Origin of the sequence: Bacillus sp. 22190 (assembly GCF_052045575.1) — a bacterium.
In the GTDB taxonomy this organism is placed as follows: Bacteria; Bacillota; Bacilli; order Bacillales; family Bacillaceae; genus Bacillus; species Bacillus altitudinis.
On record NZ_JBQEPF010000020.1, the window covers coordinates 1 to 21037 of the forward strand.

A 21037-nucleotide genomic window follows, 5' to 3' on the forward strand; every position below is an offset into this window, starting at 1 on the left:
CTTCAGCGCCGATGGTAGTTGGGGGTTTCCCCCTGTGAGAGTAGGACGCCGCCAAGCTTTTCAAAGGATCAGTTCCAATCGGAACTGGTCTTTTTTGTATTTTAAAAAAGGAACAAACACTCGATCTGGCATGGATACATATACTAAACTATCATCTAAAACATTCTTAATTTTGTATACAATTGAAAGCGCTAGGGCATACTGAAGCTATAAGTGGAGGTGTCACAATGAGCAAAAAAGAGCGAGAAGCAATTTGTTTGATTTGTGAAGAGAAAAAAACAAAGGGAATTTATTTATATCATCAGTTTTTATGCCGAGATTGTGAACGGAAGTTAATTTCTACATCAACCTCGGATCCTAGTTATGCTGATTATGTAAGAAAGCTTAAAAATCTTCATACGCCGCCTTTGTATTCATAGACCATTAGATGGTCTTTTTTTATGGGCAATCGGGGATTGGGCCTGTTTTTTGGAACTTAGTTTGGACATCAACCGTAATAAATAATAAGATAAACAGAGAGCCTGATTATTCATAGGAGTCGATGAACATGAAATCAATTTTTTACACATTTGTATGGGCCGTTCTCTCTACTCTTTTTTCGCTGGTGATTTTAACTGTCAGTATTGGTGTTTTCCATCATCATGTTGGATTGTCGATACTGTATGCGATGATTGGGTGGGGTGTGATGTTTGCAGGAAGCCGATGGGCTGCCTTCCAGTTGTTTTTGAAGAAACACGGACTGTCTCGCAGTGATTATGTATATATTAAACAGCATTTAAAAGAAGCCGGGCAAAAGCTGGTTCGTTTGAAGAAAGCTTTATTTGCTGTGAAGAACGTACAGACGATCAAGCATAATTATGAAATTCTTCGGCTTGCACGACGCATCTATACGATAACAAAAAAGGAACCGAACCGGTTTTATGATGCACAGCGGTTTTATTTTGAGAGTTTGGATTCTGTTGTTGAATTAACTGAGAAATATGCACTGCTGTATAATCAGCCGAATCGTAGCCATGAGCTTGAAATGACATTAAGCCAAACTCGAGTCACGCTGACTGAACTGCAAAAGCAATTAACGAATGATTTACAGCAAGTTTTAGGAAGAGATATAGAAGCACTTCATATTGAACTTGAAGTGGCCGATAAAATGATTAAAAAATAGACATGAAAGGAGTCAAACTCGATGAAACCAGAAGATCCAGTCATACCACCAGCCCCATCTACTACAGATCTTCCGTTTCGGGTGTTTGATACCTTATCTGATGAGGAAAAGCAGGAGGCGCTACAGCGAGCTGAGAAGATCCCTGGCCATCCACAAAAACTGCTTTTCTATGGCACACGTGTGCAGGAACGATTGTTAGAACAATCAAAACAAATGATGCAATATGTGGAGAAAAAAGATATTGAGCAAATCGGAGATGTTCTCGAGTCCTTTTTACAGCAACTGCATTTAGTGGAGCCAGAGGATTTATTGCCAAAGAAGCGGGGCTTTTTTTCAAGGTTGTTTCAGCGAGAAAAGCGTTCGACTCAGGAGATCATATCTCGTTTTAAACAAGCGGAAGCACAGATAGAAAGATTGTCAGCAAGGCTTCGTTACGCAAGAGGCGTGTTAATTTCGGACCATAAGTTATTGGAGCGTTTATTTGAAGAAAATCAATCATACTTTCAAGAGATGACGTTACAGGTTGCAGCAGTTGAAGCAAAATTGTCGCTGTTAGAGCAAAATGCCCTAACAGAATCACAGTCACATGATCGGACATTAGAGGAACAATTGATGAGTCGGGAAGTCGATGAAGAAGAATATATGGAGAGATTAAAAGAACGGAAGTATGATTTGTTGTTGAGCCGTCAAATCGCACTGCAATGTAATGCCCAAATTCGAATGATTCAGCATACAAACCATACATTAGCCAATCATATTCAATCAACTGTTTCCGCATCAATTCCTTTATGGATCAACCAAATGTCGATTGCGTTCAATCATATTCAGCAGCGAGCCAATTCAGCGCTTGAGCAGCGTATCCAGCAAACATATGAACAGGTATCGAAGCAGCAAGGACAGCTGCTTGAAGATGCATCCTTAACGCCTATAGATACGTTGAAAAAGGTTCAGCGTCAATTGGCCGAAACATTGCAGGAAACGTTGCAGGTAAAAGAACATGGGAGCCAAGAACGAGCTCAATTAAAAAGTAGCATGCATGAGGCAGAGCAGAAGCTGGTGAATCATAAACCAATAAAGGAATGAGAATCCATCTTTCAGTTCACTTGTTTGAACGTTATAATAGATATAAGATATCGTTTAAGTGAAAAGGGTCGATTTGTTTGAAAACACCTTTATATACAGCATTATCACAACATGCGGAAAAGAAGCCCTATTCTTTTCACGTTCCGGGACATCACAATGGAGATGTCTTTTTTGATGAGGCACGGTCCTATTATGCATCCATTCTTCAGCTGGATGTGACAGAACTTGAAGGTCTAGATGATCTTCACCATCCGACTGGGGTGATTCAAGAGGCAGAGGATTTATTGGCAAAGCTATATGGAGCTAAACAAAGTTTTTTCCTTGTGAATGGCACAACCGTTGGCAATTTGGCAATGGTGATGTCTGCGTGTCAGGCTGGGGAGGGCATTTTCGTTCAGCGAAATTGTCATAAGTCTGTGTTCCATGCGATTGAGCTTGCGGGAGCGACGCCTATTATGTTAGAAACTGAGAGTGATCCGTACTTGCACGTCCCAACCCATGTGACGGAGGAAACAGTCAAACAAGCTATGGAGACACATCCTAACTGTCGGGCAATCGTTTTGACATATCCGAACTACTACGGACATGCAGCTGATTTATCAGGGCTCATTCAAATGTGTCATGAAGCTGGCATCATTGTATTAGTTGATGAGGCACATGGTGCTCATTTTGTATTAGGCGGTGCCTTTCCTCCATCTGCCCTTTCCTATGGAGCAGACGTGGTGGTACAATCAGCACATAAAACCCTTCCGGCAATGACGATGGGGTCTTATCTCCATCTTCAAGGAGACCGAATGGATGTGAAGCGGATAAAGACGTTATTAACGATGCTTCAAAGCAGTTCACCTTCCTATCCAATTATGGCTTCGTTAGATGTGGCGAGAGCTTATGTGGAGGAGTTGAAGGGAAAAGGGTTAATGGACGAAATCATGAGAGACTTGGCAAAGCTGAAAGCACAGTTCAATATGATCTCCAATCTCGAAGTGGTTGAGTCTGACTCTTTACCTATGGATCCATTAAAATGTGTCATTCGTTCAACAAAAGGGCTGACAGGCTATGAACTCAAAAAGGTGCTTGAGTCGGTGGAGGTTCACCCAGAACTTGCGGATGAACATCAAGTGTTACTCGTTTTTGGTCTAAGACAGACAAAGGACATTCCTTATACAGCTATAGAGCAGGCTCTTCAGCAAAGTGATTCATTGCTTGTAAAAAAAGAGCCTCAAACGGGATCGCTCTTCTTAGAGGACGATCAGCAAAAGCGAGATGTAGAAGCTGTTCCATTCGAAAAAGCAGTTGGCCGGATTAGTGCAGAATCGGTCATTCCCTATCCGCCCGGCATTCCTTTGATGATTAAAGGAGAACCGATTGAATCAGATCAAATTGCGACGTTAAGCCGTTTGCTTGGGCATCAAGTTCATGTGCAAGCAAGTCAGGTGATTCACCAGAGAAAATTATATGTTTATATAGAAGAGGAGACACTATGAGCGGTATGTTTATTACGTTTGAAGGACCTGAGGGTGCTGGAAAAACGACAGTGATTCGAAAAGTGTACGAAGAAATGGAACGTCAAGGCTATGCAGTGATGGCGACACGTGAGCCCGGAGGCATTGACATTGCAGAGCAAATTCGTGAAGTCATTTTAAATGAAAAAAATACAAAAATGGACGCAAAAACAGAGGCATTGCTTTATGCAGCAGCTAGAAGGCAGCATTTGGCTGAGAAAGTAGAACCGGCATTGAAGCGGGGGGAAACTGTTTTATGTGATCGTTTTGTCGACAGCTCCCTTGCTTATCAGGGCTATGCGAGAGGGCTTGGGATTGAAGAAGTCAAATCCATTAATGATTTTGCCATTGATGGCACGATGCCGCAAATGACCATTTACTTTTCCATTACACCAGAGGAAGGTCTAAAGCGAATTGATGCCAATCAAGGAAGAGAAAAAAATCGATTAGACATGGAAACACTGAATTTTCATCAAATGGTCAGAGAAGGATATGAGCTTCTGATTGCGCAATCACCAGAACGATTCCGTGTAGTAGATGCGTCTCAGCCTGTACAGGATGTCTTTAATGAAGTGTTTCAACTGATTCAGGACACATTAAAGAAAAATCAAATATGACCTCATTCCCAATCGTTGTTATAATATAGAGGAAGACATCGGCATGTCACCTGTGCCTAAAATGAAGGAGGCCATTCAAATGAAATTAATTGTTGCCGTTGTACAGGATCAAGATAGCAGCAAGTTATTGAAAATATTGACCGAACATCAATTCGGCGTGACAAAATTAGCTTCGACTGGTGGATTTCTAAAGTCTGGGAATACGACTTTTATCATTGGTTGCGATGATGTCCGAGTGGATAAAGCGTTACAGCTAATCAAGGAAAATTGCCGTAAACGTGATCAAATGATCGCGCCTGTATCACCAATGGGTGGAAATGCAGATTCATATGTACCATACCCTGTTGAGGTTGAAGTTGGTGGAGCTACCGTCTTTATTCTGCCAGTTGAACAATTTCATCAATTTTAAGGATGGGTTGCTGTGAAAATTAATCAAGATATGCGGCTGCTTTTAGAAAAGCGTGAACTTCAAGCGATGAAAGGAAGCCAAACTTCAGCATCGTTTAAATCATCGATGGAGACACAAAGCGGTAAACTGCGTTTAGAGCAGCTGACAGTCATGCTGAGCGATATCGAAGTCTTCGGCAAGAAACTGACAAAGTCACGAAACCTTAAAGATTTGGCTAGGTTTAAAGGACTTGTGAAACGCTTTGTAAAAGAAACAGTCGATAATGGATTAAATATAGAGACATCAAGGAGCTTTGACATTTATGGCAACACGCGAACACTCGCTTTAGTCAAAGCATTAGATGAAAAGCTGATTGAGTTAACAGAGGATATGATGAATCAGGAGAAACCCTCGATTGATTTGCTTGAACGTATTGGAGAAATAAAAGGTTTATTGATTAACCTTTACACATAGAGAGTGATAACATGGCAATTAGCTGGGATGACATGAATGAGTTGCAGCCGCGCGTCATGCGGCTGATTTTTAATAGTATTGATAAAGACCGACTGGCTCATGCTTATTTATTTGAAGGAAAAAAAGGGACAGGAAAGCTAGATGCTGCGATGCTTTTAGCGAAGAGCTTTTTTTGTTTGGAAGCAGGAGTGAAACCATGTGAGTCCTGTCAAAACTGCAAAAGAATTCAGTCTGGCAACCATCCAGATTTACATCTAGTGCAGCCTGACGGTCAATCAATTAAGAAGGCACAAGTGCAGGCTTTGCAGGAGGAATTTACAAAAGCAGGCGTAGAATCGCATCGGAAAATGTATATCATTCTCCATGCGGACAAAATGACGGTCAATGCTGCGAACAGTTTATTAAAGTTCCTAGAGGAGCCCAACCGGGAAACGATGGCAGTTTTAATCACTGAACAATCGCATAAAATGCTGGATACGATTATTTCAAGATGTCAGATGCTTAGCTTTAAGCTGCTGCAGCCGCAATCTTTGGAGCAGCAGCTTTTACAAGAAGGCGTGTCTCAGGATCTTGCAAGGCTTTTGTCGAATTTAACCAATAATTTAGCAGAAGCACTCGAATTAAGTCGAAATGATCAGTTTGCAGAGTCTAGAGCGAAAGTGATAAAATTGTATGAAGTCTTACACCAGCGAAAAGAACATGCATTTTTTTATATACAAGATCAATGGATGCCTTTTTTCAAAGAGAAAGACCTTCAAGAAACTGGTCTTGATATGCTTTTATTTATATATCGTGATGTATTGTCGATTCAAATAGGAAATGAAGATAAAGTCATTTATCAAGACTTATTCCAGACAATGAAGCAGCACGCGCTGCATTCCACACAGCAGATGGTGACGAATCAGATCCTTGCTGTATTAGAAGCGAAAAAGAGACTTCAATCCAACGTGAATGCCCAAGGGCTAATGGAGCAATTGGTGTTGATGTTGCAGGAGGGATAAGCTTGTACAACGTAATTGGTGTTCGCTTTAAAAAAGCGGGCAAAATCTATTATTTCGATCCTAATGGATTTCATATAGAAAATGATAGTTGTGTCATTGTAGAAACAGTCAGAGGTGTTGAGTACGGGCAAGTGGTCATCGCCAATAAAAAAGTAGATGAACACGATGTGGTTCTCCCTTTGCGTAAGGTGATTCGCGTCGCAGACGAACGAGACCGGCTCATCGTTGAGGAGAACAAAGAAGCAGCGATGGCAGCCTTTGACACATGTCTTCAGAAAGTAAGTGAACACGGCCTGGAAATGAAGCTGGTCGATGTCGAATTTACATTCGACCGCAACAAGGTCATCTTCTATTTTACAGCGGATGGCAGAGTAGATTTCCGTGAGCTGGTCAAGGATCTTGCATCTATTTTTAAGACGAGAATTGAACTTCGTCAAATCGGTGTAAGAGACGAGGCAAAAATGCTAGGCGGCATTGGTCCATGTGGACGTATGCTTTGCTGTTCAACTTTCTTAGGAGATTTTGAACCTGTGTCCATTAAAATGGCAAAAGATCAAAACCTCTCGTTAAACCCTACCAAAATTTCAGGGCTTTGCGGCCGTTTAATGTGCTGCTTGAAATATGAGAATGATGAGTACGAAACAGCAAAAGAACAATTACCGGACATCGGTGAAACGATTCAGACGTCTAATGGCTCTGCAAAGGTAGTAGGGCTTAATATTTTAGAACGAATTTTGCAAGTTGAATTAACCGGGCAAGAAAAAGTGATAGAATATACTTGGGAAGAATTATTACAAGAAGGCGTTGTATCTGCACAAACAACTGAGTAACGAGGTGTGCCACCTTGGATAAAAAGGAACTATTTGATACGGTGATTAATTTAGAAGAACAAATCGGTTCTCTTTATCGCCAGCTAGGTGATTTGAAAAATCATATCGGTGAAGTGATTGAAGAAAATCATCAGCTGCAGATGGAGAATCAGCACTTGCGTGAACGTCTGGATCAATCCGATCGAGATAAATCGTCTGAGGCAGAGCATGATTCTGCCCAGAAGCCAAGTCATTCTGATATAGGAGAAGGTCATGATAACCTAGCTCGTTTATATCAGGAGGGCTTCCATATTTGTAATGTACATTATGGGAGCATTCGGAAAGAGGGAGACTGTTTGTTCTGTCTGTCATTTTTAAATAAAAAATGAGAAAAGGCTTCCGCTGAATCGGGAGCCTTTTTCACAGGAAAAGAAAGGATACATCATGGTTTCGTTAAGAGAAGATGAACGTTTAGACTACTTGCTTGCAGAAGATATGAAAATTATTCAAAGTAAAACGGTGTTCGCCTTTTCATTGGATGCAGTGTTATTAGCAAAATTTGCGTATGTGCCGATTCAAAAAGGGGAGATTATTGATCTTTGTACGGGAAATGGCATCGTTCCATTGCTGCTTTCGACGAGATCTAAAGCCTCTATTACAGGGGTTGAAATTCAAGAACGCCTGTTTGATATGGCAAAGAGAAGTGTGGCGCATAATCAACTGGAGCAGCAGATTGAGCTCATCCATGGTGATTTAAATGATATGCCTAAACGGTACGGAAACCACAAAGTAGACGTGATTACTTGTAATCCGCCATATTTTAAGACTCCTTCTAAGGATGAAATCAATGAAAATGAGTATTTGGCGATCGCACGTCATGAGATTCATTGTACATTAGAAGATGTCATTCGTGTTTCTTCCACTTTGCTAAAGCAAGGAGGCAAACTGGCAATGGTTCACCGCCCTGGGCGTTTGCTTGAGATAATTGAAATGATGAAGAAATACCGAATTGAGCCAAAACGAATTCAATTTGTATATCCGAAACAAGGAAAAGAAGCGAATACCATTTTAGTGGAAGGGATGAAAGATGGAAAGCCGGATTTGAAAATCCTCCCGCCGCTTTTTGTTTATGGAGAAGACCAAGAGTATACAAAAGAAATCAGGACGATACTGTATGGAGAAGCATAGTCATTATTTCTATGTATTGAAATGTGCAGATGGCAGTTTGTACGCTGGGTATACAAATGACTTACAAAAAAGGCTGACTGCCCATAATAGTGGGAAGGGTGCAAAGTATACGAGAGCTAGACGGCCGGTGGAACTCTATTACCACGAATGCTTTTTAACCAAAAGAGAAGCCATGCAACAGGAATATCGTTTCAAAACGTGGACACGTCGAAAAAAGGACATGTATATAGAAGAAAAGCGAATCAAAAAGGAGGCGGCACATGAAAAAGACACAGAAAAGCTTTGATGGTCAATCAGAAATGGGTATTCTTTATCTCGTACCAACCCCGATTGGAAACTTAGAAGATATGACATTTCGAGCGATACAAACGTTAAAAGATGTAGACTATATTGCCGCAGAAGATACGAGACAAACGAAAAAGCTTTGTCATGTCTATGAAATTGATACCCCATTAACGAGTTATCATGAACATAACAAAGATAGCAGTGGTCACAAGTTAATCGAATGGTTAAAAGAAGGAAAGAACATTGCACTCGTGAGCGATGCCGGTTTACCGACGATCTCTGATCCAGGAGCCGAAGTGGTTCGAGACTTTACGAACATCGGAGGCTATGTCATTCCGTTACCTGGTGCAAACGCAGCACTTACGGCGCTCATTGCGTCAGGAATCGCACCACAGCCATTTTTCTTTTACGGTTTTCTTGATCGTCAAAAAAAGGAAAAGAAAAAACAGCTGGAAGCATTGAAGAAACGCCAAGAAACAATTATTTTCTATGAAGCGCCCCATCGGTTAAAGGAAACGCTGACTGTGATGAAAGAAGTGTGGGGGAACCGGAATATTGCCATTACGAGAGAACTGACAAAGAAATTTGAAGAGTTTATTCGTGGAGATTTAGAATACGCGCTGACTTGGGTGACAGAACAACAAATCCGTGGTGAGTTCTGTCTCGTCGTACAAGGAAATGATCAGGATGAAGAAGAACTGAATGAAGAAGCTTGGTGGAATTCTTTATCTGAAAAAGAGCACGTGATCCATTACATAGAGGAAGGGTTAACGTCAAAAGAGGCTATTAAACGTACTGCGGTCGAACGTGGTGTGCCAAAGCGGACGATCTATGATGCGTATCATATTGAACAATAAAGAAAGGTTCTTGCAAACGGTGCAAGAACCTTTTTATATAAAACTTATTTTTGTGATTGAAGTTGGTTTTGGATTTCGTTAATGATTTGCTCTGCACCTTCACGGCTAAGAACTAATTTACCATTAGCAAGTTTAAGGTTATCGTCTGATACTTCACCTGTTACTTGGCAAGTCATGTTTGGTTTATATTTTTTTAGGATAATTTTTTCATCATCAACATAAATTTCCAAAGCGTCTTTTTCTGCGATTCCTAACGTACGGCGAAGCTCGATTGGAATCACCACGCGTCCTAATTCGTCAACTTTACGTACAATACCTGTAGATTTCATCTTCATTCTCCTCCCAAAAAGTTCTTATTCTTAATATAATATTATCTTCGTCATTATTCGACAAATTCCTTACATTCCTAGCATAACAAGGTTTCCATAAATCGTCAATCATTTTGTTTACTATTGTTTGTAAAATATGACTCTTAAAGTCAAAGGACCTTGAAACTACCGGTGTATAAGGATTTTTCAGAATTTATCTATAAAAATATGAAAAATGACGATAACAGATTAACAAGACTTTTGCCCTAATTTAGCCAATTGTAAATCTGGAAATAGATTTCATACGACAATATTCGACAAAATGTCGAGCGGTTTGTCGTTTTTTTCGAAAAACTCATCTTTTTCGTTCATTTCAATCTGTTCTATGTATATATGCTTGATCTTAAAGGCTAAGATGGTATCATAGAGAAAGCACAAGTGCAAAACATAATGAAATGATCTGACACATTTTAATGAAGTATGATGACCGCTCTCGTCCATTGGGCGGGAGTTTTTGACATTTACACACAAGCAGGAGGTTCCGACATGCCGGAAAAGAAAAAAACGTTTTATCTGACTACACCAATTTACTATCCGAGCGGAAAATTACATATTGGACATGCTTATACGACAGTGGCAGGGGATGCCATGGCTCGATATAAACGTCTGCAAGGCTATGATGTGATGTATTTAACGGGTACAGATGAGCACGGACAAAAAATTCAGCAAAAAGCTGAAGAACAAAATATTACACCGATTGAGTATTTAGATCCGGTCGTTGCTGACATTAAATCATTATGGAAGAAACTCGACATTTCCAACGATGATTTCATTCGTACAACGGAAAAAAGACATACGAAAATCATTGAACAAGTCTTTCAAAAGCTGCTTGATCAAGGAGATATTTATTTAGATCAATATGAGGGATGGTACAGTATTCCTGATGAAACATTCTATACGGAAACACAGCTTGTTGATGTTGAGCGAAATGAGAAAGGGGAAGTCATTGGAGGGAAAAGCCCAGATAGTGGACACCCTGTTGAATTGATTAAAGAGGAATCATATTTCTTCCGTATGAGTAAGTATGCTGATCGCTTACTAGACTATTACGAAAAGAACCCGTCGTTCATTCAGCCTGAATCAAGAAAGAATGAAATGATTAATAACTTCATTAAACCGGGGTTAGAGGATTTAGCTGTATCAAGAACAACCTTTGATTGGGGCATTAAAGTACCTAATAATCCGAAGCACGTCATCTATGTATGGATTGATGCGTTATTCAACTACTTAACAGCGATTGGCTACGGAACCGATCAAGATGAAAAATATAAAAAATATTGGCCTGCCAACGTACATCTAGTTGGGAAAGAAATTGTACGATTCCATACAATTTACTGGCCAATTATGCTGATGGCACTTGATCTGCCGTTGCCAAAACAAATTTTTGCACATGGCTGGCTACTCATGAAAGATGGCAAAATGTCTAAATCAAAAGGGAACGTAGTAGATCCTGTTACGTTAATTGATCGCTATGGTCTTGATGCTCTTCGTTATTACCTGCTACGCGAAGTACCATTTGGTGCAGACGGTGTGTTTACACCAGAAGGATTCGTGGAACGTGTAAACTATGACCTTGCCAATGATTTAGGAAACTTGCTTAATCGTACAGTGGCGATGGTGCAAAAATACTTCGACGGTACATTAAGCAGCTATAAGGGACCAGTCAATGAGTTTGATGAGGAACTAAAAGCTGTAGCTGAACAAACGGTGAAAGCCTATGAAGAAGCGATGGAAAACCTCGAATTCTCGGTGGCTCTTTCAAATGTTTGGACATTAATCAGCAGAACGAATAAATATATTGATCAAACAGCTCCTTGGGTGTTAGCAAAGGATGAAACAAAACGAAAAGAACTGCATTCTGTGATGTACCATTTAGCAGAATCACTTCGAATCACAGCTGTATTGTTAACACCATTCTTAACAAAAACACCTGAGAAAATCTTCTTCCAGCTTGGAATTGAAGAAGAGAAACTCAAAAGCTGGGAAAGTATTCTTTCTTACGGTGCGATCCAAAAAGCGACGGTACAAAAAGGTGAGCCATTGTTCCCTCGTTTAGAGGTTGAAGAAGAAGTGGCATACATTAAAGAGAAGATGCAGGGAAGTGCGCCTAAGGTAGAAGAAGAGACAGTTGAAATAGAAGAAACTGAATTACCTGAGCTGGGTGCCGAAATCGCCTTCGATGATTTTTCGAAAGTTGACCTTCGTGTAGCACAAGTATTGGAAGCAGCACCAGTGAAAAAAGCTGACCGTCTCTTAAAGCTTCAGCTTGATTTTGGATTTGAAAAGAGACAAATTGTCTCAGGGATTGCCAAGCACTATCAACCAGAAGAATTGGTAGGGAAGAAGCTCGTCTGCGTAGCGAATCTCACACCAGTTAAACTAAGAGGGGAAATTTCCCAGGGAATGATTTTAACTGGAGAAACTAGTGGTAAATTGCAGGTTCTTGAAGTAGATCAATCTCTAGCAAATGGAACGAAAATTTTATAATTTAACAAAGGTGTTCCACGTGTAACATTTCGTCGAACACCTTTTGTTTTTCAGAAGAATTGTCGAAAGGAGCAATCAACCATGTTATTTGACACACATGCCCATTTAAATGCTGAACAATATAATGAAGACTTAGAGCAGGTGATTGAAAGAGCCAAAAGTGAAAAGGTAGAGAAGATTGTGGTGGTCGGGTTTGATCGTCCAACCATTACGAGAGCGATGGAGCTAATTGAAGCATATGATTTTATGTATGCGGCCATCGGCTGGCATCCTGTTGATGCCATAGATATGACAGATGAAGATTTGGCTTGGATCAAAGAATTATCTCAGCATGAAAAGGTTGTTGCCATTGGAGAAATGGGTCTAGATTACTATTGGGACAAGTCGCCAAAAGATGTGCAAAAAGAAGTCTTTAGACGTCAAATTGCTCTTGCAAAAGAAGTGAATCTGCCAATCATCATTCATAACCGTGACGCTACGGAAGATGTAGTGACGATCTTAAAAGAAGAAGGAGCGGCAGAAGTCGGAGGAATTATGCACTGCTTTACTGGCAGCCTCGAAATTGCAAAAGCGTGTATGGAAATGAACTTTTATATCTCATTCGGTGGACCTGTGACATTTAAAAATGCGAAAAAACCGAAAGAAGTTGTAAAGGATATTCCAAGTGATCGTCTTCTGATTGAGACAGACTGCCCGTATTTAACTCCAGCGCCATTTAGAGGGAAACGAAATGAGCCGAGCTATGTGAAATATATCGCAGAACAAATTGCTGAATTGCGAGAAATGAGCTTTGAAGAGCTTGCTGAATTGACAACAGAAAATGCGAAAAAAGTTTTCCGTATAAACTGACAGTATATGATGTCAATCCTTGTTTAAGCTTGTCCAATTGTGAAACATAACGAAAAAGTTCTACACGTTTGCGCCTCCTCATAGGATAAGTTGTCGATAAGTCTTTCTTCCCTTCCTTCCAAAAATCTCCCATAATAGGTTTACAATCGAGCATTTTTGTACAGTGGGTGGAAGGGTTGACAGGTTTTGAGATACTCTATATAATCTCTCCGAGGAGAAGGAGGCGTTTTTCATCGTACAAAAAATGAAAAATCTGTTTTCTGTCAAGCTAGGAAAAGGCAAGGTTTTATTTCTAGTCGCTTGCTTGCTTTTAGCTGGAACTGGGACGGCTTACGGTGCGCATGAGCTCACCAAGCAGTCTATTACCATTTCAATCAATGGCAAAGAGAAGACAATTCGTACACATGAAGAGACAGTAGCACAGCTGCTTTCAGACCTTGGAATAAGTACCAGGGCGGAGGATCATATCTCTCCAAGTCTAAATACAAAGATTCAAGACAACATGAACATTGTGTATGATGCGGCTATACCGGTTCATCTCACCCTAGATGGGAAAGAGAAAACGATATGGACAACAGATCAGACGGTTGGAGCATTATTGAAGAATGAGAAGATAGATATTGGGAAGCACGATCAAGTAACTCCAGGAAAGAATGACAAGATTAAAAAGAATATGGATCTTGTGGTTCAGCAGGCCTTCCAGGTCAGCTTAAACGATGGAGGAAAGGATAAGAAAGTGTGGACCACTTCGACTACGGTCGTTGACTTTTTAAAGCAACAAGAGCTGAAGCTCAAGAAGCACGATAAGATCAAACCTGCGTTACATAGTCACCTTTCTAAAAAAAGCGCAGATGTGAAGATCACTCGGGTGGAAAAAGTCACCGATGTAGTGGAAGAGAAAATTGCTTTTGATACCAAACATAAAAAGGATCGATCTCTTGAAAAAGGAAAAGAGAAGGTGCTTGAAAAAGGTGAAGAAGGTAAATTAAAGAAGCACTATGCCATTGTGAAAGAAAACGGCAAAGTGGTGTCTAAAGAATTAATTAAAGAGGTTACTGCAAAAGACAGCAAGGATCGTTTAGTGGCAGTTGGTACACAAGTGTCCAAGAAGGAACCTAAAGCGTCACCTGCGGTTTCAAGAAGTAATGAATCGTCAGGAAAAGAGTTCTATGTGACGTCTACAGCCTATACAGCGAGCTGTGCTGGATGTACAGGTAGAACGTCTACAGGCTTTAATTTAAAAGCAAATCCGGGTGCAAAGGTCATAGCAGTAGATCCGAGTGTCATTCCGCTGGGCTCTAAAGTGTATGTGGAAGGCTATGGGTATGCCGTTGCATCAGACACTGGATCTGCTATAAAAGGGAATAAAATTGATGTGTTCGTCCCAAGTAAGTCAGCAGCTTATCAATGGGGAAATAAACGAGTGAAAATTAGAGTGCTCAAATAAACACATCAAATCATTTATATGAACAGAGGGCTTTGCGCACCCTCTGTTTTTTTGGTTATAATAGAAGCACTGTTTTCTAATTAATTAGACGCAAAAACAGCATGGAAGGTTTCATTTTTTGACAAAAAAATGTAGATTGTTTTTGCAAGCGGAGGAATACATGAAAATCAAAGAAATCATTGTGGTGGAGGGTCGTGACGACACTGCTAGAGTAAAAATGGCAGTTGATGCAGATACGATTGAAACGAATGGATCTGCCATTGGCGATACAGTCATTCAACAAGTGCGTCTTGCTCAGGAGACGAGGGGGGTTATCATTTTAACTGATCCTGATTTCCCTGGGGAAAAGATCCGTAAAACCATCGCAGAGGCTGTCCCTGGCTGTAAGCACGCCTTTTTACCAAAACACCTTGCGAAAGCGAAGCGGGACAAAGGAATTGGTGTCGAGCATGCTTCCTTGGATAGTATTCGAGAATGCCTTGCACATGTCCATGAGGAAATGGAAGAATCAGAAAGCGAGATTACGTTAGACGATTTATTTGACGCAGGCCTTATCGGAGGCGAAGCATCAAAACGCCGCCGCGAACGATTAGGTGTGCTTTTAAATATAGGATATACAAATGCGAAGCAGCTGCAAAAGCGTCTTCACATGTTCCAAATAACGAAAGAGGATTTTATTGCGGCCTTAAAGACCGTCATGCAGGAGGAAGCCGATGAATAAAGATATTGCGACGCCCATCAGAACGAAGGAAATACTGAAGAAGTACGGTTTCTCTTTTAAAAAGAGCTTAGGGCAAAACTTTTTAATTGATACGAATATTTTAGATCGCATTGTTGATCATGCAGAGATTACGGATGAGACAGGTGTGATTGAAATTGGCCCTGGTATCGGTGCGTTGACTGAACAGCTCGCCAAAAGGGCAAAGAAAGTCACGGCTTTTGAAATCGACCAGCGCCTATTGCCGATTTTAAACGATACGCTATCTCCATATGATAATGTTACCATTATTCATCAAGACGTATTGAAGGCAGATGTAAGAAAGGTGATTGAAGAACAATTTGCTGACTGTAAAGAGGTAATGGTCGTAGCAAACCTTCCTTATTATGTGACGACACCAATTATTATGAAATTGCTTGAAGAAAACCTTCCATTGAAAGGAATCGTTGTCATGCTTCAAAAAGAAGTAGCAGATCGCATGGCTGCTGTTCCTTCATCAAAAGAATACAACTCTTTGTCGATTGCAGTGCAATTTTATACAGAAGCGAAGACGGTCATGGTTGTGCCGAAAACGGTTTTCGTCCCACAACCAAATGTGGATTCAGCGGTAATCAAACTAACTGTTCGTGAAACGCCTGCGGTCTCAGTAGACAATGATACGTTTTTCTTTCAACTGATTCGTGCGAGTTTTGGCCAGCGCCGGAAGACATTGATGAATAATTTGATGAACAATCTGCCAGATGGCAAGAAACATAAAGCCATCATTGAAGAAGCCCTTGTAACAGCTGAGGTTGATGGGAAACGCCGTGGTGAATCATTATCAATCGATGAATTTGCCCGTTTGTCCAATGTTTTACACAAAGCCCTTTCATAAGGGCTTTTCAGCGTGTAGACAAACCCTCGCATTCTTTGTCAGTCCTGCGCTCTGGTGCTCACGAATGCCAAATTCGCTCCGCTCCAGTGCTCGTCCTTCCTAGACTGCAAAGGTTTTCTATCACGCTGAAAAGAAGACAAAGCCCTTTCATAAGGGCTTTTTTCTTTTGGTTTTCACCACTTCACCTGTTCAGGCATAGGCTAGAAAGAACAACACACCTGAAAGAAGAACAAGTGTAGCGTAAGACGATACCAACAGGATAAGAGCCTGATTGTGGAGTGAAAAGCATGCAATTTCAAATAGGAGATATGGTGACGAGGGCATCCTATCAGATGGATATTATGTTTCGTATCATTCGAATTGATGAGACAGACCAGCACGAAGCCACCGCCATTTTGCATGGGAATGAAGTGAGGCTGATCGCCGATGCGAAGATGTCAGATTTGGTCTTGATTCAAAAAGAGGAGCAACTGACAAGAGAGAAAGACGATGAACGGAAAATTAACGAATCGCTCGACTTACTCAGGCAAGATTATCAGCTGCTTCGTGAAAAACAAGAGTATTATACGTCTGGACAATATCAGCATCAGGAGCAGTATTTTCATATGCCCGGAAAGGTTCTGCATTTAGATGGAGATGCTTCATACTTAAAGAAATGCTTAGATGTATATGAAAGAATTGGTGTACCTGTGTATGGTGTGCATTGCCACGAGAAGAAAATGCCAAGCATGATTGATTCATTAATTGATCAATACCGGCCTGATATTTTGGTCATCACAGGACATGATGCGTATTCTAAACAAAAGGGCGGTGTACACGATATCGGTGCATATCGTCATTCTCGTCATTTCGTTGAAACGGTTCAAAAGGCAAGAAGGAAGGTTCCGCATTTAGATCAGCTCGTGATCTTTGCAGGTGCCTGCCAATCTCATTTTGAATCATTAATTCAAGCAGGTGCTAATTTTGCAAGCTCACCCTCACGTGTCAACATTCATGCACTTGACCCCGTCTATATTGTTGCCAAGATCAGCTTCACTCCATTTGTAGATCGAATCAACGTGTGGGATGTGCTCCGAAATACACTGACGAGAGAAAAAGGTCTCGGAGGGATTGAAACAAGGGGTGTTTTAAGGGTAGGTATGCCATATAAAAGAGACCATGAATCGACATAACCCGACTGATTTCAGTCTGGTTTTTTTTATGCTCAAAAAGAAATTTCATATGAATACATAATTCACCGGAATTTGAGAAAAATAGGGAGGAGAAAAGGTAGAAGTTTGTCAAAATTATTTTGTTGACAATGGCTCGTGTTGGTTGATATAATTTAATTTTTATTTGACAAAAATGGGCCGTTGTTGTATAATTATCTCAGTGAGGTGGATGCAATGGCGAAGACTTTGTCCGACATCAAAAGATCGCTTGATGGTAACTTAGGTAAACGTTTGACGTTAAAGGCTAACGGAGGCCGCCGAAAAACAATTGAGCGTTCGGGCATTTTAGCTGAAACGTACCCTTCTGTTTTTGTGATTCAATTAGATCAAGATGAGAATTCGTTTGAAAGAGTTTCTTACAGTTATGCAGATATACTGACTGAGACGGTCGAATTAACGTTCGATGATACCGCTAGCTCAGTCGCCTATTAATGGGCAGTGAACTTTTTGTTTACTGCTTTTTGTTTTGCCTTTTTTTCTGTATGGGAGGCTGTCCATTATTTGAAAGGGGTAAAAGGCGGGAATCGATGCAAAATAAGAAAGCCACAAAGGAGTGGCGATGATTCGAATTCTCGACCAAAGGGGCTGTTTCGTTTGGGTAGACGCCGAGGCATTATGTCAGATGAGTTCAAATACGAGCTGGCGAAGGATCTTGGATTTTATGATACCGTCAAAAATGGAGGCTGGGGAGAGATTCGTGCGCGTGACGCAGGAAATATGGTCAAACGTGCCATTGAATTAGCTCAACAGCACATGGCTCAAGAAGAGAATCAACGATAAAGAAATGATCAGGGATACCTCGGGTGTCTCTGGTCTTTTTTGCTTGAAAAAGTGAGTGTGCTGGGGGCAAAAGCCAATATTCATCAGATCCATCAAATGTGATACAATATTGATACTTATGTTTAGATGGAGAAGTAGGTGAAATGTTTGCGTATTTTAGAAAAAGCACCGGCAAAAATTAATCTCTCACTTGATGTTCATGGAAAAAGACCGGATGGATACCACGAAGTGGAGATGGTGATGACAACAATAGATCTTGCAGATCGACTAGAGCTGACGGAGCTGGACAAAGACGAAATCCGTGTATCATCTCATAATCGTTTTGTGCCAGATGATCAACGGAATTTGGCTTATCAGGCAGCTAAATTATTAAAAACAAGATTCGGTATTCAAAAAGGCGTATCGATTGTCATCACAAAAGCAGTTCCCGTCGCAGCAGGTTTAGCTGGAGGCAGCAGTGATGCCGCAGCAGCGCTTCGCGGCTTAAACCGTTTGTGGAAGTTAAATCTCACGTTAGATGAACTAGCTGAGCTTGGAGCGGAGATCGGCTCAGATGTCTCTTTTTGTGTACACGGAGGGACGGCGCTAGCGACAGGACGTGGAGAGAAACTAAAGCATATTGCGACACCGCCGCATTGCTGGGTGATTTTAGCGAAGCCGGTGATAGGGGTATCTACAGCTGAGGTCTACAGACAATATGACGCAAGCAAAGTAGAACACCCAAATGTACAGCGTATGATTGAAGCAATTGAAGCGAAAGATTATAAAGAGATGTGCGGCTCACTCGGTAACGTGTTGGAATCTGTGACATTAAAGATGTATCCGGAAGTCGATATGATTAAGAGACAGATGAAGCGTTTCGGAGCAGATGCTGTATTAATGAGCGGCAGCGGGCCAACTGTATTTGGCTTGATTCAATATGAATCGAAGGTACAAAGAATATATAACGGACTGAGAGGATTTTGTGATCAGGTTTACGCTGTCCGCATGATCGGCGAACAAAATACCCTTGATTAAATCCGTATATTAAGTTATATTATTCATAAATTATTCGGGTTCTGGGGGTAAGTTCATGAAGTTTCGTCGAAGCGGCAGATTGGTGGACTTAACAAATTATTTGTTAACCCACCCGCACGTACTAGTACCTTTAACTTTTTTTGCAGAGCGATATCAATCTGCGAAGTCCTCTATTAGTGAAGACTTAACGATTATCAAACAGACCTTCGAACAGCAGGGAATAGGGACTTTACTTACTGTACCTGGCGCTGCTGGCGGAGTGAAATATATTCCAAAGATTCATCTAAAAGAAGCAGACGAAGTCGTCAACGATATCGGAGAGGCATTATCAACTCCTGAACGTGTGCTTCCTGGCGGTTATTTATATTTAACTGATGTTTTAGGCAATCCATCGATTCTTGCGAAAATCGGTAAGCTTTTTGCGACCATTTTTTCGGATCGACCGATTGATGTTGTCATGACTGTTGCGACGAAAGGTATTCCGATTGCCTATTCTGTTGCAGGTTATTTAAATGTGCCTGTTGTGATCGTTAGAAAAGATAATAAGGTAACTGAAGGATCAACTGTGAGTATTAATTATGCATCAGGTTCTTCTAACCGAATTCAAACCATGTCACTTGCAAAGCGGAGCTTAGATAAAGGATCCAATGTGTTGATTATTGATGACTTTATGAAAGCAGGCGGAACCATTAATGGCATGATGAATCTTCTAGAGGAATTTAATGCAAATGTTGCAGGGATCGGTGTTTTATTAGAAGATGAAGGCGTAGATGAACGTCTTGTCGATGAATATGTATCACTTTTAAAGCTTTCAACCATTGATATGAAGCAGAAAATCATTGAGATTAATGAAGGCAATTTCCACGAGTTTTTTCATTCGAAAGCTTAAGCTTTGATCAAACATGTATTTGAATGGGAGAGATTGATATGACAAAAGTTGTTCAAACCAAAAACGCGCCAGCAGCCATTGGACCTTACTCTCAAGGGATTATCGTCAATAACATGTTTTACAGCTCAGGGCAGATTCCGTTAACGCCAGCTGGAGATTTTGTGAATGGAGATATTAAAGAACAAACACATCAAGTGTTTCATAATCTTAAAGCCGTCCTTGAAGCAGCGGGTGCTTCCTTTGAAACAGTCGTGAAAGCAACGGTTTTCATTAAAGATATGGAACAATTCGCTGAAGTGAATGAAGTGTATGGTGAATACTTCCATACACATAAGCCAGCTCGTTCATGTGTAGAAGTAGCCAGACTTCCAAAAGATGCACTTGTAGAAATTGAAGTTGTGGCATTAGTGAAATAAACAGGCCATCTCTTTGGAGACCGTTTGGTTTCATTATATGTATGAAAAGGCATCGTCATGATGTCTTTTTTCACGCAACCGATGTAAGCGTCGTCATTAAAATGACAAAAAATGTATAAATATCCCGATATTTCAAAAAAAGTTTAAAAAAAGAGCAGGAGAATCACCACAATCGTTGAATACCTAATTAATGCTTTTATATTGGGAAAAGGTGGTGAACTACTGTGGAAGTTACTGACGTAAGATTACGCCGCGTGAATACCGATGGTCGCATGAGGGCGATTGCATCCATCACGCTGGACCACGAATTTGTTGTTCATGATATTCGTGTGATTGATGGAAACAATGGCTTGTTTGTTGCAATGCCTAGCAAACGTACGCCTGATGGAGAGTTTCGCGACATTGCACATCCAATTAATTCAAGCACTCGGGGTAAAATCCAAGATGCTGTTTTAAATGAGTATCATCGCTTAGGCGAAGAGGAAGAGACAATTGAATATGAAGAAGCTGGAGCTTCTTAAAGATATGTGAACCTAAAAAGACAGCTTTAAGAGAAAATGAATGTTTTCTTTTAAATGCTGTCTTTTTTGCGTTTTTTCTCTTGTTCCTTATGTC

At 40.7% G+C, this 21037-nt stretch carries 26 protein-coding genes; 25 read left to right on the forward strand and 1 reads right to left on the reverse strand.

The features are described 5' to 3' along the window. The first annotated feature begins 227 nt into the window (after window positions 1-227). From ACTJKA_RS18070 to rsmI, 13 genes are all read left to right on the forward strand, one after another. Window positions 228-419, forward strand: a complete 192-nt coding sequence (locus ACTJKA_RS18070) for a sigma factor G inhibitor Gin (protein ID WP_017359334.1) — start codon at window positions 228-230, stop codon at window positions 417-419. Window positions 420-547: 128 nt separating this feature from the next. Next, on the forward strand, window positions 548-1162 hold the full coding sequence (locus ACTJKA_RS18075) for a 5-bromo-4-chloroindolyl phosphate hydrolysis family protein (RefSeq protein WP_017359333.1): 615 nt from the start codon (window positions 548-550) through the stop codon (window positions 1160-1162). Between the two features lie 21 nt (window positions 1163-1183). Beyond that, window positions 1184-2245 (forward strand): toxic anion resistance protein, encoded by a 1062-nt coding sequence (locus ACTJKA_RS18080; protein ID WP_440607881.1) that lies wholly within the window; start codon window positions 1184-1186, stop codon window positions 2243-2245. Window positions 2246-2322: 77 nt separating this feature from the next. After that, window positions 2323-3729 (forward strand): aminotransferase class I/II-fold pyridoxal phosphate-dependent enzyme, encoded by a 1407-nt coding sequence (locus ACTJKA_RS18085; RefSeq protein ID WP_322536152.1) that lies wholly within the window; start codon window positions 2323-2325, stop codon window positions 3727-3729. Next, window positions 3726-4364 carry a dTMP kinase gene (gene tmk / locus ACTJKA_RS18090; RefSeq protein WP_007496237.1) on the forward strand — a complete coding sequence of 213 codons (639 nt, stop codon included), beginning with the start codon at window positions 3726-3728 and terminating at the stop codon, window positions 4362-4364. The genes ACTJKA_RS18085 and tmk overlap by 4 nt, the downstream gene beginning before the upstream one ends. A 79-nt stretch (window positions 4365-4443) precedes the next feature. Continuing rightward, window positions 4444-4773, forward strand: coding sequence for a cyclic-di-AMP receptor (locus ACTJKA_RS18095; RefSeq protein ID WP_012008640.1), 330 nt, complete (start codon window positions 4444-4446; stop codon window positions 4771-4773). 12 nt (window positions 4774-4785) lie between these two features. After that, entirely contained in the window at window positions 4786-5226 is a 441-nt protein-coding gene (locus ACTJKA_RS18100) for a YaaR family protein (RefSeq protein ID WP_035391564.1), read from the forward strand. An 11-nt stretch (window positions 5227-5237) separates the two neighbouring features. Then, complete coding sequence (holB, locus tag ACTJKA_RS18105; RefSeq protein WP_345911663.1) at window positions 5238-6227, forward strand: DNA polymerase III subunit delta'; 990 nt, start codon at window positions 5238-5240, stop codon at window positions 6225-6227. Between the two features lie 2 nt (window positions 6228-6229). Next, window positions 6230-7057: a PSP1 domain-containing protein gene (locus ACTJKA_RS18110; RefSeq protein ID WP_007496230.1), complete on the forward strand. Its 828-nt coding sequence runs from the start codon at window positions 6230-6232 to the stop codon at window positions 7055-7057. Window positions 7058-7071: 14 nt separating this feature from the next. Beyond that, entirely contained in the window at window positions 7072-7425 is a 354-nt protein-coding gene (yabA, locus tag ACTJKA_RS18115; protein ID WP_007496228.1) for a DNA replication initiation control protein YabA, read from the forward strand. A gap of 55 nt (window positions 7426-7480) precedes the next feature. Beyond that, the gene (locus ACTJKA_RS18120) at window positions 7481-8224 is read left to right on the forward strand and encodes a tRNA1(Val) (adenine(37)-N6)-methyltransferase (protein ID WP_039962495.1); all 744 of its coding nucleotides are present in this window, start codon (window positions 7481-7483) and stop codon (window positions 8222-8224) included. Beyond that, the gene (locus ACTJKA_RS18125; RefSeq protein ID WP_019744059.1) at window positions 8211-8510 is read left to right on the forward strand and encodes a GIY-YIG nuclease family protein; all 300 of its coding nucleotides are present in this window, start codon (window positions 8211-8213) and stop codon (window positions 8508-8510) included. The genes ACTJKA_RS18120 and ACTJKA_RS18125 overlap by 14 nt, the downstream gene beginning before the upstream one ends. Further along, the gene (gene rsmI, locus ACTJKA_RS18130) at window positions 8485-9366 is read left to right on the forward strand and encodes a 16S rRNA (cytidine(1402)-2'-O)-methyltransferase (protein ID WP_008341890.1); all 882 of its coding nucleotides are present in this window, start codon (window positions 8485-8487) and stop codon (window positions 9364-9366) included. The genes ACTJKA_RS18125 and rsmI overlap by 26 nt, the downstream gene beginning before the upstream one ends. Window positions 9367-9410: 44 nt before the next feature. Here rsmI and ACTJKA_RS18135 read toward each other — a convergent pair whose 3' ends face one another. After that, a complete protein-coding gene (locus ACTJKA_RS18135) occupies window positions 9411-9701 on the reverse strand; it encodes an AbrB/MazE/SpoVT family DNA-binding domain-containing protein (RefSeq protein ID WP_087975202.1) in 291 nt (96 codons plus the stop codon). A gap of 519 nt (window positions 9702-10220) precedes the next feature. Here ACTJKA_RS18135 and metG point away from each other — a divergent pair. From metG to spoVG, 12 genes are all read left to right on the forward strand, one after another. After that, window positions 10221-12221 carry a methionine--tRNA ligase gene (metG, locus tag ACTJKA_RS18140; protein WP_322536154.1) on the forward strand — a complete coding sequence of 667 codons (2001 nt, stop codon included), beginning with the start codon at window positions 10221-10223 and terminating at the stop codon, window positions 12219-12221. A gap of 81 nt (window positions 12222-12302) precedes the next feature. Then, a complete protein-coding gene (locus ACTJKA_RS18145) occupies window positions 12303-13070 on the forward strand; it encodes a TatD family hydrolase (RefSeq protein ID WP_217816660.1) in 768 nt (255 codons plus the stop codon). A gap of 244 nt (window positions 13071-13314) precedes the next feature. Continuing rightward, entirely contained in the window at window positions 13315-14517 is a 1203-nt protein-coding gene (locus ACTJKA_RS18150) for a ubiquitin-like domain-containing protein (protein ID WP_322536155.1), read from the forward strand. Between the two features lie 160 nt (window positions 14518-14677). Further along, complete coding sequence (rnmV, locus tag ACTJKA_RS18155) at window positions 14678-15238, forward strand: ribonuclease M5 (RefSeq protein ID WP_008341876.1); 561 nt, start codon at window positions 14678-14680, stop codon at window positions 15236-15238. Then, window positions 15231-16109, forward strand: a complete 879-nt coding sequence (gene rsmA, locus ACTJKA_RS18160) for a 16S rRNA (adenine(1518)-N(6)/adenine(1519)-N(6))-dimethyltransferase RsmA (protein ID WP_008341873.1) — start codon at window positions 15231-15233, stop codon at window positions 16107-16109. The genes rnmV and rsmA overlap by 8 nt, the downstream gene beginning before the upstream one ends. Window positions 16110-16396: 287 nt before the next feature. Continuing rightward, entirely contained in the window at window positions 16397-17281 is an 885-nt protein-coding gene (gene yabG, locus ACTJKA_RS18165) for a sporulation peptidase YabG (protein ID WP_007496216.1), read from the forward strand. 213 nt (window positions 17282-17494) lie between these two features. After that, window positions 17495-17752, forward strand: coding sequence for a biofilm formation stimulator Veg (gene veg, locus ACTJKA_RS18170; RefSeq protein WP_003217979.1), 258 nt, complete (start codon window positions 17495-17497; stop codon window positions 17750-17752). A 162-nt stretch (window positions 17753-17914) separates the two neighbouring features. Beyond that, window positions 17915-18100 (forward strand): small, acid-soluble spore protein, alpha/beta type, encoded by a 186-nt coding sequence (locus tag ACTJKA_RS18175; protein WP_017366434.1) that lies wholly within the window; start codon window positions 17915-17917, stop codon window positions 18098-18100. A gap of 147 nt (window positions 18101-18247) precedes the next feature. Continuing rightward, entirely contained in the window at window positions 18248-19117 is an 870-nt protein-coding gene (gene ispE, locus ACTJKA_RS18180) for a 4-(cytidine 5'-diphospho)-2-C-methyl-D-erythritol kinase (RefSeq protein ID WP_440607882.1), read from the forward strand. 55 nt (window positions 19118-19172) lie between these two features. Next, window positions 19173-20006 carry a pur operon repressor gene (gene purR / locus ACTJKA_RS18185; RefSeq protein ID WP_007496210.1) on the forward strand — a complete coding sequence of 278 codons (834 nt, stop codon included), beginning with the start codon at window positions 19173-19175 and terminating at the stop codon, window positions 20004-20006. 38 nt (window positions 20007-20044) lie between these two features. Continuing rightward, on the forward strand, window positions 20045-20422 hold the full coding sequence (gene ridA / locus ACTJKA_RS18190; RefSeq protein ID WP_008341860.1) for a 2-iminobutanoate/2-iminopropanoate deaminase: 378 nt from the start codon (window positions 20045-20047) through the stop codon (window positions 20420-20422). Between the two features lie 224 nt (window positions 20423-20646). After that, window positions 20647-20943, forward strand: a complete 297-nt coding sequence (gene spoVG, locus ACTJKA_RS18195) for a septation regulator SpoVG (RefSeq protein ID WP_008357439.1) — start codon at window positions 20647-20649, stop codon at window positions 20941-20943. The last annotated feature ends 94 nt before the right edge of the window (window positions 20944-21037 follow it).

Bases quoted from the DNA above. Each gene is read 5' to 3' on its own strand.
- ACTJKA_RS18070 (WP_017359334.1), top strand. From the start codon at position 228: ATGAGCAAAAAAGAGCGAGAAGCAATTTGTTTGATTTGTGAAGAGAAA.
- ACTJKA_RS18075 (WP_017359333.1), top strand. From the start codon at position 548: ATGAAATCAATTTTTTACACATTTGTATGGGCCGTTCTCTCTACTCTT.
- ACTJKA_RS18080 (WP_440607881.1), top strand. From the start codon at position 1,184: ATGAAACCAGAAGATCCAGTCATACCACCAGCCCCATCTACTACAGAT.
- tmk (WP_007496237.1), top strand. From the start codon at position 3,726: ATGAGCGGTATGTTTATTACGTTTGAAGGACCTGAGGGTGCTGGAAAA.
- ACTJKA_RS18095 (WP_012008640.1), top strand. From the start codon at position 4,444: ATGAAATTAATTGTTGCCGTTGTACAGGATCAAGATAGCAGCAAGTTA.
- holB (WP_345911663.1), top strand. From the start codon at position 5,238: ATGGCAATTAGCTGGGATGACATGAATGAGTTGCAGCCGCGCGTCATG.
- ACTJKA_RS18120 (WP_039962495.1), top strand. From the start codon at position 7,481: ATGGTTTCGTTAAGAGAAGATGAACGTTTAGACTACTTGCTTGCAGAA.
- ACTJKA_RS18125 (WP_019744059.1), top strand. From the start codon at position 8,211: ATGGAGAAGCATAGTCATTATTTCTATGTATTGAAATGTGCAGATGGC.
- rsmI (WP_008341890.1), top strand. From the start codon at position 8,485: ATGAAAAAGACACAGAAAAGCTTTGATGGTCAATCAGAAATGGGTATT.
- ACTJKA_RS18135 (WP_087975202.1), bottom strand. From the start codon at position 9,701: ATGAAGATGAAATCTACAGGTATTGTACGTAAAGTTGACGAATTAGGA.
- metG (WP_322536154.1), top strand. From the start codon at position 10,221: ATGCCGGAAAAGAAAAAAACGTTTTATCTGACTACACCAATTTACTAT.
- ACTJKA_RS18145 (WP_217816660.1), top strand. From the start codon at position 12,303: ATGTTATTTGACACACATGCCCATTTAAATGCTGAACAATATAATGAA.
- ACTJKA_RS18150 (WP_322536155.1), top strand. From the start codon at position 13,315: ATGAAAAATCTGTTTTCTGTCAAGCTAGGAAAAGGCAAGGTTTTATTT.
- rnmV (WP_008341876.1), top strand. From the start codon at position 14,678: ATGAAAATCAAAGAAATCATTGTGGTGGAGGGTCGTGACGACACTGCT.
- rsmA (WP_008341873.1), top strand. From the start codon at position 15,231: ATGAATAAAGATATTGCGACGCCCATCAGAACGAAGGAAATACTGAAG.
- yabG (WP_007496216.1), top strand. From the start codon at position 16,397: ATGCAATTTCAAATAGGAGATATGGTGACGAGGGCATCCTATCAGATG.
- veg (WP_003217979.1), top strand. From the start codon at position 17,495: ATGGCGAAGACTTTGTCCGACATCAAAAGATCGCTTGATGGTAACTTA.
- purR (WP_007496210.1), top strand. From the start codon at position 19,173: ATGAAGTTTCGTCGAAGCGGCAGATTGGTGGACTTAACAAATTATTTG.
- ridA (WP_008341860.1), top strand. From the start codon at position 20,045: ATGACAAAAGTTGTTCAAACCAAAAACGCGCCAGCAGCCATTGGACCT.